This is a genomic window from Flavobacterium sp. XN-5, assembly GCF_008033395.2.
GTDB lineage: Bacteria > Bacteroidota > Bacteroidia > Flavobacteriales > Flavobacteriaceae > Flavobacterium > Flavobacterium hiemivividum.
The window spans coordinates 75,546-87,062 of sequence record NZ_VOGZ02000011.1 but is presented as its reverse complement, the minus strand read 5'-3'; the positions used below and the strand labels follow the sequence as shown (position 1 = coordinate 87,062).

11 protein-coding genes are annotated in these 11,517 nt (G+C 33.2%); all 11 read right to left on the bottom strand.

From position 1 onward, the window contains the following. Window positions 1-74 precede the first annotated feature (74 nt). The 11 genes from FQU23_RS15190 to FQU23_RS15140 all read right to left on the bottom strand — a co-directional run bounded on the left by FQU23_RS15190 (window position 75) and on the right by FQU23_RS15140 (window position 11,329). Complete coding sequence (locus FQU23_RS15190) at window positions 75-2,606, bottom strand: PIG-L family deacetylase (RefSeq protein WP_147674586.1); 2,532 nt, start codon at window positions 2,604-2,606, stop codon at window positions 75-77. Window positions 2,607-2,757: 151 nt separating this feature from the next. Beyond that, window positions 2,758-3,312 carry a hypothetical protein gene (locus FQU23_RS15185; RefSeq protein WP_147674585.1) on the bottom strand — a complete coding sequence of 185 codons (555 nt, stop codon included), beginning with the start codon at window positions 3,310-3,312 and terminating at the stop codon, window positions 2,758-2,760. Between the two features lie 173 nt (window positions 3,313-3,485). Continuing rightward, the gene (locus tag FQU23_RS15180) at window positions 3,486-3,971 is read right to left on the bottom strand and encodes a hypothetical protein (RefSeq protein WP_147674584.1); all 486 of its coding nucleotides are present in this window, start codon (window positions 3,969-3,971) and stop codon (window positions 3,486-3,488) included. A gap of 160 nt (window positions 3,972-4,131) precedes the next feature. Further along, a complete protein-coding gene (locus FQU23_RS15175; protein ID WP_132112060.1) occupies window positions 4,132-4,434 on the bottom strand; it encodes a hypothetical protein in 303 nt (100 codons plus the stop codon). Between the two features lie 168 nt (window positions 4,435-4,602). Then, window positions 4,603-6,423 (bottom strand): hypothetical protein, encoded by a 1,821-nt coding sequence (locus tag FQU23_RS15170; protein ID WP_147674583.1) that lies wholly within the window; start codon window positions 6,421-6,423, stop codon window positions 4,603-4,605. Window positions 6,424-6,533: 110 nt separating this feature from the next. Then, window positions 6,534-7,730 (bottom strand): AI-2E family transporter, encoded by a 1,197-nt coding sequence (locus FQU23_RS15165; RefSeq protein ID WP_147674582.1) that lies wholly within the window; start codon window positions 7,728-7,730, stop codon window positions 6,534-6,536. A gap of 174 nt (window positions 7,731-7,904) precedes the next feature. Then, a complete protein-coding gene (locus FQU23_RS15160; RefSeq protein WP_147674581.1) occupies window positions 7,905-8,435 on the bottom strand; it encodes a mechanosensitive ion channel domain-containing protein in 531 nt (176 codons plus the stop codon). Between the two features lie 11 nt (window positions 8,436-8,446). Continuing rightward, the gene (locus FQU23_RS15155; RefSeq protein WP_147674580.1) at window positions 8,447-9,031 is read right to left on the bottom strand and encodes a Maf-like protein; all 585 of its coding nucleotides are present in this window, start codon (window positions 9,029-9,031) and stop codon (window positions 8,447-8,449) included. Then, complete coding sequence (locus tag FQU23_RS15150) at window positions 9,024-9,950, bottom strand: geranylgeranylglycerol-phosphate geranylgeranyltransferase (protein ID WP_147674579.1); 927 nt, start codon at window positions 9,948-9,950, stop codon at window positions 9,024-9,026. The genes FQU23_RS15155 and FQU23_RS15150 overlap by 8 nt, the downstream gene beginning before the upstream one ends. Window positions 9,951-10,044: 94 nt before the next feature. Next, complete coding sequence (locus FQU23_RS15145; protein ID WP_147674578.1) at window positions 10,045-10,572, bottom strand: KdsC family phosphatase; 528 nt, start codon at window positions 10,570-10,572, stop codon at window positions 10,045-10,047. After that, complete coding sequence (locus FQU23_RS15140; protein WP_147674577.1) at window positions 10,556-11,329, bottom strand: Rossmann-like and DUF2520 domain-containing protein; 774 nt, start codon at window positions 11,327-11,329, stop codon at window positions 10,556-10,558. Before FQU23_RS15140 ends, FQU23_RS15145 begins: the two co-directional genes overlap by 17 nt. Window positions 11,330-11,517 lie beyond the last annotated feature (188 nt).

Genomic DNA, 11,517 nt, shown 5'->3' with positions numbered 1-11,517 from the left:
TAGCATTAGCTACCAGTACCATTGTGTAATCCCTTTTCCAAAGTTTTGTTTTTTTGGGTTCCATGTTTGATTCTTTAAGGTTTTAAGGTTTGTGAAGGAACTGTTAGTTGTGCTTTCAACGAAATCATATTCGACAATAGACGGTAAGCTCCCGGAACTCCCTCGGGCAATTCCCTAAAGAAACTTAAACCGGTATAAATGTAATATCCTTTTCCGTAAGGGGCAACTAGTAAGGCTCCGTTTTTAGGCGTTTCTCCTGTATCATTTGATGATAAAATGGGAGTGAAGACTTTGTCATATTCGCTTGGATAATATAAGCCTTGCTCTTGAGTCCAACCTTGAAAATCAGCAGCGGTGATTTTATTCGGGTAATTTAAAACCGCATGGTTTGGGGCTAAGAAGCGCACTTCAGCATTTTCTTCGGTTACCCTATCACGAGAAATTTTCAATGGATAAGGCGAAATATTATCAGGAACTGACTCGTCCGCTGTATTGTACTGGACAATCATTGTTTTTCCAGATTTAACAAAATCAAAAAGTATATTTTGCTTATGTTCTAATGAAGGAAGGACATTGTAAGCACGAATTCCAGTCATAATTACATCAAAAGATTCTAATTTTTCAGGAGTGATTTCTTCAGGAGTAATCAAAGTTACTTTATACCCCATCTGAGTAAGACCTTCAGGGACTTGGTCTCCAGCACCCATTATATAACCAATTTTTTGATTGTTTATCTTAAGGTCTAACTTGATGAATTTGGCTTCAGCAGTTTTTAATATTTGCTGTTTTGTGATATGATCGTACTCTATTATTTGTTGTTCTTTTTCATATCTTTTATTATCGATAATGACGATACTTTTAGCAACAACTTCAGAAGGCTTTGCTGGTGGCGTTACGTTAAAGTAAAAAACTTGCTCCATTCCTGCTTTTTCAAATTGAAATGGAATAGATTGAGGTGAAACAGACCAATTTGTAGGTAATTCTAACTGTAAATTCCCTTTAATGTTATCTTTTCCTGCTTTCACTTTTACAGCGATTGGTTTTTTCTTACCATCATTAAAAAAGGAAGCCTGATCTAAGATACTTGAAGTAACCTGGGGAACAATGTCAAGATAATTATACATTTCTCCCTTTACTTTATCATTGTATTTATAAACAACAGCGCGCTCAAATGGCAGTATTATGTCATCTATTCGAATATTAAAAATAACTTTTGCTTCTCGAATAATATCTGGAAGCCCAATGTTTTTTTGATCAGCAACAGTGTACATACCAACAGTTCCTTTGTCTTTAAGCCAATATGGTTGTGTGTACTCTATTGTTATTGGTAATTGCAAGTCGAGTTTTATGTTCTTTAGAATATTGTTGTCTAAGGGCGTATTTAATATTGTGTTTTTTTGTTCAGGTAAGCTAGTTACACTTTCTAATCGCATAGCAGTGGCACATCTATTTATAGCCTCAAGTTTTAACTGCAAACTGCTACCAGGAATCGCTTCCTGCGTTGCGGAAACAGCTTCAAGATACAAACCAGAGCAAGCAGCAATTATATTTTTTATTTCTTCTAATTTTAAGGCTTTCCATTGATTTTCGTCCATGGACTGAATCATTTTGTACGCTTTTATGAGATCAGAGATACTTGCTGATGGGTTCGAAAAATCGTATTGCAAAGCAATTTTGCTCAGCAACTCGCCAACAGCTCTTCCAGCTGGAATTCGATTCCAACTGGTATCAATTCCTTCAAAAATATCAGTGGTGTTTTTTAACTTTTCACCATTAATTAGTTCTAAATATTCTGATTCTTCACCGCGGACTCCTGTAGCCCCAAATCCTTGTGATTGATGGCTACTTCTGCTTAGGGCTGCAATTTCTTGGTTTGATTTCCCTGTGTTAGCATAATAGACACCAGTTGCAAGAGTTGTTAATCTTGATTTATCCGCAGCATCAAATTTTGCTTGGCTTCCATAAAACCACCACGAAGTATTAAAAAATTGGCGTTTTGGTTTCCATGTTTGAACTAGTTTTAACTGTTCTGGAAAAACAGAGGCGTCATTTGTTAAATCAAAACTTTCGACACTAAGTAAAGCGGAGGCGGTATGATGTCCGTGAGTTGTGCCTGCGGTTCGATGGTCAAAGCGGTTGATAATTACATCTGGTTGAAATTTTCTAATTGCCCAAATTACATCAGCTAAAACTTGTTTTTTATCCCAGATTTGAAGTGTTTCATCAGGAGTTTTTGAAAAACCAAAATCATTAGCACGGGAAAAGAATTGTTCGCCGCCATCAATTTTACGAGCTTCAATAAGCTCTTGGGTTCTTATTACGCCCAGTAACTCTCTTAATTGCTGACCTATTAGATTTTGACCTCCATCACCACGCGTTAATGACAAATAACCCGTTCTTGCTTTTTTTTCATTAGACAAATAAGAAATTAGGCGTGTATTTTCGTCATCAGGATGTGCAGCTATGTAGAGTACAGATCCTAAGAAATTTAATTTCTGAATCTGGTTGAAAATTTCAACAGAATTAGGTTTTTGAGGCTTTTGCGCTGATACTATTTGGAAAGAAAAAACTAGAATTAGTAGGAATAGAAATTTGTTGTTTGGCATTTTTATAAAATTTAATTCGCAAATAGCTCAAATGTAGTAATAATATATTTTTAAATAATATCGATTTAATAAATCTTTAGCATAAGTAGAAATCAAAAAAAAACGGCAACATCATATGATGTTGCCGTTTTTTAAATTAGTACGATTACAGTTAGTCTCTATCACGACCATTTCTTTCATTTTTTTTATGTTTATCATTAGAATACTTTTTATCGTTTGAATTTCTATGATTGTCAGAATATCTTCGATTAGGTGAGTATCTTTCTTTATTATAGTTTTTCCTATCATTTGAGTACCTGTGACCATCATCTCTATGATTGTTGTAGCGATGAGCTATAGTGCTTTGGTGTTGACCTCTGTACCCTTTGTGGTATTTTGTTCTGTGTGACTTATAATGCGTGTAGGGAGTACGACCATGGTAATCATTTAATACCACTTTATAACCACTATATAAATCGTAGTTTCTATATTGTCTAGGTAAATATCGAGATCTTACCCATTGATTTCTTCCAAAATATATAAATTGTGAAGCTCTAATATCGTAGTAGGCTTGTATGTCTGGCAAATAATAGTATTCTACTTGAGAATAACCTCTAGGACCCCAGTTTGGTGCAGTTCCTATATTTAGATTTACAGATACCTGTGCTTCCATTGAAGTTGATACTAGTAAAATTATTCCAGCGGCTAATAGTTTAAGTGTTTTCATCTTGTATTTTTTTTGTAATTGTATAAATATTGTAGAGGCTAGCACAATACTATTTGGCTAAAACCAAGAACTGTGCCAAGATAATTTTATTAACCTATATTAGATGTTAATGAATATTAAAAAAAAAGAGAAACATAGCGGGTGTTTCTCTTTTTTTATATACTGAAGCAGAATTAATGCTTTCCGTTTCCATGACCTTTATTGCCATTGTCTTTATTTCCTTTTGCGTGACCATTATCTTTATGACCTTTGTTGCTGTAATTTTTAGAGCTACTGTTTTTATTGCCAATTGTTTTTTGATATTTCCCTTTATATCCTTTGTGATATTTTACTTTGTGGCTTTTATAATGAGTGTAAGGAGTTCTACCGTGGTAATCGTTTAATACTACTTTATAACCGCTATATAAATCGTAGTTTCTATATTGTGTTGGTAAATATCGAGATCGAACCCATTTACCGTTTCCAAAATAAATAAATTGGGACGATCTAATGTCGTAATAGGATTGAACATCAGGTAAGAAATAATATTCTGTTTCGGCATATCCTGAAGGTCCCCAAGCAGGAGGGCTACCTATATTAACATTGACCGAAACTTGTGCGCTTGCTGAGCCTGCTATAAGTAGAACGACTCCTAGAGCAAATAATTTTAAATTTTTCATTTTCATTTTATTTAATTGATATTCGATTTGTGGTATTTTTATAGAATAGCTTTAGCCAACAATTGTGCCAAAAGAACGCTATTCACATTTATTATATATATCAAAAAAAAAAGAAACGTAGGATACGCTTCTTTCTTTATTTTAACCTGATACTAATTTGTTACAATAATAAAATCAATAAAAGAATAATGATAATAATTGCGCCAACAGAAAAGTACACACCGTTTCCAGATGCTTTTAATTCTTTTTTAATTTCACGAACTTCTTTACGTAGTTCTTTTTTCTCTGAAGATTCCAGTGAAGATTTATCCATTGCTTTGATTTCTTCTAAGCGATTAAGCATCGTTTGTACTTCAGCAGGAACTTCTTTCGGGGTTGGGTTTTTTTCTGCACCAATCATTGTAGTTGGAACAGCACATAATGATAATACCATTATCATTAAATAGAAACTTAGTTTTTTCATTTTTATTTGGTTTTAATTTAACACGATTATAAGTATAAAGATAACGAGATTTTAGCAATCAGAGTTGTATAATTAGGCGATATTTTTATAAAATTCACACTTTTAATAAAATATAAGTTGTTGTTATCCAGTGTATAAACAGGTTGTTCGCTGTTTAATCGGTCGAACTTATTTATATATCACTGGTCGGGGCTTGGCTAATTCATAAGTTTGTAGGCCAATATCGGAGGTTTCAAATGCATTCGTACTAAAAATATTATTTCCCTGAGAAGGAATTGTAGGATAATAAGAAAGGGATAGTTGGAATGACTTAAAGACTAAATAATCATTATTTATAATTACTCCAATTCCAATTTTAGAGTAAAACTTACTTGAATTTACTCCGTTGACTTTATTTTCGAGTAAGGCTATTGAGTAGTTAAAATAGGGATTTAGTCTAAAACCCCAAATATCTTTGGGTGCATAACCTTGAGTTTGAACAGTCAGTAACATTTTACGAGTTCCATAAACTGCACTGTTGAATCCTTGAATTCCATAATTTTCATTAATGGTCAATCGATCACCATTTGAATTTTGACGATGAGTTCCAATGACTACTTGGGGCTTGATAAACTGTCTTAATTTCCAATTTCCCAGCTGCATTAAGTTCGTAAAATAATTTGCTTGAAAGGAAATCGCGGCTTGCTCCGTTTTTGAGTTATTAAAGAAAGTACCAACCTCAAAATTAGTACTTAAAAATCCCCATTTATGATAATTTCCAAAAGACAGTTGCGCTCCTAAATAAGGCCTCCATTGAGAATTTTTATTTTGATACCCGAAAGTTAGGCCGTAAATAGTTCCCACGGGAACATCTTCAATCTCTCCGTTTCTAAAAATGTATTTATCTTGTATAAATTGTCGCGTATTTATACCAATTCCCGATAAAATAAATTGTTCTCTAGAATAGAAATTGATGGGGTCATATTCAAGACTTGGAGTTTCTAGATAATTGATATCTAAAAATCGTCCAGAAAAGATTAGATTCGTGGTTCGGTCATTATCAGTATTTCCTTTAAAAATATGAAATGCTTTTCCAGCCCAAAAATCATATGAACTAAATTTAAAATTTTGTTCTTGATAAGTTAGATCAAGACCTTGCAAGGTGTCTTTTCGAAATTGCTGATCTAGCGATATACCGCCTGCCCATTTTGCCAAAGGAGAATAGAAAGGACGTTCTATCGCAATACCTTTTGCATAATAGTTGTCTAAATCATTTTGATATTTAAATACAGTTTTAACGAAACTATTTCGAATATTCGGAACAGTGTAAGCTAAATTGTTAGCATTTTCTCCATCGCTGGTTCGATGTGTGATTCTATAATCTAATTGATGACCAAGACCAAAAAAATTCCTTTCATTCAAGCCCAATGACGTTCTTGTGCCAGAAATTGAAAATTTTGGAATAGTACTCCAAGAGTCTAATACACGAATAAAAACATCTACAGAATCCGATTTTGCTGCAGGAGGTGTGACTCCAATTACTACTCTACTAACAAACTTTTGGGATCTAATAATACGTTCCGATTCTGATATTAATAAATCATTATAGGGAGTGTTTTTTTTGAAAAGTAATAGATTTGTTATGGCTAGGTTTTTAGATTTTAAGTGCAATCTATTTCCAGTTCTTTCGGCCCAATTTTTTGGATTTGCAAGAGTGTCAGTGACTGAATACCCAAAAGGATCTAATGTTATTATAGTAATGTTTCGAATAATTTTACCTTCGATAGCTGCAGTCTTTTGTCTTTTAACTTCTTGTATTTTTCTTTTCGGACTTATAGATTTGAAAATAGCTTTGTGTAAAAACTTAGTGATTTTATTTTTTTTAGAATATTCTTGAATGTTTTTATATACGTCAATACTGTCTTTCTCCGTTTTTTTTATTTGCGAAAAAGAAAGCTGATAGCAGAAAAGCATCAACAGCAAGAGTCCTATTTTTTGTTGTAAATACATTTAAAAATATTTGAAATCAAGAATAATAAAAACAGTTTTTCAAGTTTACTGCAGTAGTGTTTTGAAGTTTTATGCCAATTTGAATTTGTCAAAAAAACGGTGATTAAGCTTTAGTTTGAATTAGACTCCCTAAAAGGTGTAGCAACAATATCATCAGTTTTTACTGTTTCAGTCATTGTAATTTCGACCTGACCTGCGGTAGAATAATTTTTGGGTGTTAATGGTTGTTTTTTTTTCCAAATAAAACCTTTGGGTAGATGATCGCCCATTAAATACCCCCAAGGTTCTAAAGTATCAATCCTATCAAAAATTATTTTAAGGATGGCTAGTAACGGTATGGCTAAGAACATTCCAGATAACCCAGCGATTCCACCGCCTATTATAATTCCGATAATAGAAACAAAAGCGTTGATCTGAACTTTTGTATTTATTATTAGGGGGACAAGGATATTATTATCAATTATCTGAACTACTACATTTACTCCTATAACCCCCAGAATCATCGATAGTTCAGGGGTTCCAGTTAAGGACGATAGAATTGTCAAAACTCCGGCAATTAAAATCCCGATATACGGAATTAGATTAAGAATTCCTGTTAAGATTCCTAATAATATATAGTATGGGGCATCTATTAAATAGAGTCCAATACTTGTTAGAACAGAAACGATAATCATCTCTATAATTAAGCCAGAAATATAACTATTTATAGATCCTTTTATTTGAGTTAATATTTCTCGCAATTTTGGGTGATGCTCTTTTTTAAATAACTTGGCTAAGAACACAATGAAGTGGGTTCTATATAAAAGTATTAGAAAGGTGTAAATGGGAATTAAAGTTAAGTCTAATAGTGCGTTAGTAACGGACATTAAGGTAGTTCCAATAGTTTCTTTTCCCTTTTTTACAGAATCCTGGGTTACGTCTTCTAAGTATTTTCTCTGTTCCCAGATGCTTACATTAAATTGGGTTCTTATATATCTTTGGATATCTGTAATAAATAAATCAACATTTTTCTTAATATCAGAAAATTCGTTTGCGATATCACCTATTTGGTACGATATAAACGCCAGTATTGCAACGACTAAGGAAACAAAAAACAATACGGTTATGGAAACTGAAAGTACATGTGGGAAGCGTAATTTATTAGTTAAAAAATGAACCATAGGTAACAATAAAACAGCAAACAGAAAAGCTAGTAGTACGGGAGCTAAAACATCTTTGCCCATGTATATAATATACGTGATGGCAATCATACTTACTAATGTGAAAGTAAGTCTAATATAAAAGGGAAGTTTTATTACGGTATTCATACTATTTAATAATTATAGATACTACAGTTGCTTTGGCAATTGGCTACAGACAAATTTGGTGTTTTATTAATAGTGATGCGTTATATGTTTTTTATTTTTTGTTATATAATTGCTACCTGAAAACTATAAATTTAGAATATATATAAAGGAAAATTCAACTTTTTATGAATTAAACTAATCGACATACTCTTTATCGTCAAAATGATGTTTCATGATTGAGATGCCTTTCTGGAAAAGTAAGTTGTTTGGGTAGATAATTCTTTCTCCTTCTTTGGTTTTTAGAGATACATGGAAAGCGGCAATATCTTCAATTTCGGCTATTATTGGAAAATCTTTATCATGAATTTGGATTACATCTCCAATTTTAAATGGAAACGAAAAGAATAAAATAATACCCGAAGTAATATTACTTAATATAGACCATTGCGCAAACATGGCAACACCTACAACCGTTGTGACAGAGGAAATAGCGATAATAATATCCTTTGGTTGAACTCCCCAAATCAATATTAAAGCGATTACGGCTAAAATATTGATTAAAAGATGTAGGTATTTTACAACTAAATTTGTTCGATGTTCGACAATATGAGTTGACTTTGCAAATCGGCGTACTAGGCTTGATGTGATTAATCGCAACGCAAAAACTAGTAAAAGTAGGATCCCGGTTGCAATTAGCTCTTTTGTATATTCATTGATAAGGGACATATTTTTCTGTTTTAAGGTAAATTACTCAGATATTCGTACACCTTGTCAACAGGTATTCCCATTACATTAGCATAAGAACCTTCAATTTTTGAAACACCAATAAAGCCAATCCATTCCTGAATGCCATAAGCTCCTGCTTTATCAAAAGGCTTGTAGTTGTCAATATAGTAACTAATAGCCTCATCACTGAGTTCGTTGAAAGAAACTTTTGTTACTTCATGTAGCAAATGGGTTTTAGAATTAGTTTTAAAGCAAACAGAGGTGATTACTTCGTGTGTAGCATTTGATAGTGATTTTAAAATAGCAAACGCGTCCTGTTTATCCGTTGGTTTACCTAATGCTTTATTATTATGCCAAACAATGGTATCACTAGTTATAAGAATTTCATTTTCCTGCAAGCCACCTTCAAAAGCACCGGCTTTCAGTTCAGCCAAAAAATTTGTTATTTCTTCTCTTTTTAAATTTGGCGGATATATTTCTTCAACTTCTTTTAATCGAATTTCGAAATCTAATTCTAAATCTTTAAAAAATTGTTGTCTTCTAGGTGATCCAGATGCTAGTATCAGCTTGTATTGTTTCAATTTATCTCTAAGCATTGTATTTTATATTTAAGGTAATAATTAGTATGGATACAATTCCGAAAAACAAAATCCATTTCAGTAGGGTACTCAAGATGCGAAATTCTTCTTTTGATTTTGCTGTCCAAATTTTTATGGTAAAAAGTAGGAGCGGAGCCAAAACAAAAAGATAGGTGTAAAGGGTAGCAATAAGTAAATCATTGGCTATAAAATAGTTGTTAGTGTAAACAAAGAGCGTAATTATTGACAGAATTCCTAATGCGAAAACTAATTTTGCAGTTTTTTCGACGCCTAAAACTATAGCAAGAGTTTTCATGCCTTGGTTCGTATCTCCGCTAATGTCCTCTAAATCTTTAACTATCTCGCGAATAAAATTAATAATAAAAGCAAAAACGGCATAATCTAAAAGCACAGAAAACAGATTAGCCATTAAAGCTTGGTTTCTAGCGTCAACTACAGGATACAAATCGAAAATACCGATGATTACCACGCTTAAAGAAAGCAAAAGCGCGACAATTACATTGCCCAATATCATTATTTGCTTTAAACTCGTTGCATAGATATAAAGGCTAGCAGCGATCAAAATAAAAATAGCAGCAAAAGAAGGTTTTACAATTACATTAGATAAATAAAAACCTATGGCGACTCCGCTTATATTTAGAGCTGCATAAATGTTATAAGCGCTGGCTTCAGAAATATGTTTACCAATAATTACATCCTCAGGTTTATTTTCTAAATCTGTATCTTGATCAAAAATATTATTAATAACATAACCAGCTGCCGCGATTAAAACGGTGCTAAGTACTAATAATCCGTATTGCCAATCGCTTAACGCCAAAGGAATATTTTGCAATTCCAAAAATCCGTATCTAAAAATGAACTGCATAAAAGCAAGCAGCAATAGGTTTTTATATCGAATGAGTTTTAGGTATTTCATTTATTCAGTATTCAGTGATCGGCATTCGGTATTCAGTTTTGTGTACTTCCCTAATTTTACATATGCTTTTCCAGCATCTGAATCTCAAAAGAAACTAATCCAGTTTCCCATCAAAATAGGACATCCATTTTCCTTGTACCTTCATTACTTGTTCGATCACGTCACGTGCAGCACCTTTTCCACCATTTACATGGGAAATATAGGCTGAAATCCCCTTTATTTCTGGGCTAGCGTCCTGTGGACAAGTTGGCAAACCTACTAATTTCATCACATGATAATCAGGAATATCATCGCCCATATATAAAACTTGCTCTGGATTGATATTATACAACTCGGTGTATTCCTTAAAAGTTTCTACCTTCTCTGGTGTTCCCAAATGAATATCAGTTATTCCAAGGTTTCTCAAGCGTACACGAACTCCTTCATTACTTCCACCCGAAATAACGCATACATTGTAGCCGCTTTCTACAGCCGCTTTCATAGCATAGCCATCGCGAATATTCATTGTTCTAAGAATTTCTCCATCTGTGGTTACAAATACGGAGCTGTCTGTAAGTACGCCATCCACATCAAAAATAAAAGTGGTGATGTCGTTCATTATTTCTTTATAACTTTTTGCCATTATCTTGTATAGATTGTGTTATGATTTTATAAATAGTTGATTGATTCTTGTCTGTTAAAAACAATTGATGTGCTTCAATTGTAGATATATCATTTCGCTTTGCTGGCCCTGTCTGCGCTTCTTCTGGCGAAATTGTCATTATTTTTTGTGCCGTTTCCATAATGAGAGGTTTCAAAATATCGAAAGGAACTTGGTTTTCCTGACAAATTTCGTTGCCTATTTGGTACAAATGATTGGTAAAGTTATTTACGAAAACTGCTGCTACGTGCAATGCTTTTCGTTGATCAGAGTTGATCGCAAATACTTTGTCAGAAATCACTTTGGCTACTTTCTCTAATAATTGAAAATCAGTCGAGTTATCGCTTTCCAGGCAAATAGGAATTGTCTTAAAATCGACTGCTTTATTTTTAGTAAAGGTTTGTAGTGGGTAGAAAACACCTCTTCGATTGTTGTCGTCTAAAACATCCAGTCCTACACTGCCTGAAGTATGTACTACCAATCGGTTTTTAAAAGTCAATTGTGCGGCAACAGTGCCGATAGCGTCATCTGAGACGGCGATAATATACAAATCGGCCTCCAATAAAACAGCTATATCCGTCGTGATGAGATCAGGATCTAGCACGTTTACCAGCGTACTCTTTTTTCTTGAAAATACTTGGACTAATTCAATGTCATCTCCAGAATTTTTGGAGTTTTGAAAAGCGGCAATTAAATGTTGTGCTACATTTCCGGAGCCTATAATAATAACTTTAACCATTTGGCAAAATTAACAAAAAAAATGAAGTAGCGCGGGAAATAAAGGGATAGAAGATTGTTGGGGAAAACACCTCGTAACGTATTGTGAAATAGGGTTTAGTATAGTATCTATTTAAAATTGTAAAGAAATGACTTTTTGGCTTTTCGAATTGAAATGAGAATTTCTACATTGAAGATTTCTTTTTGATG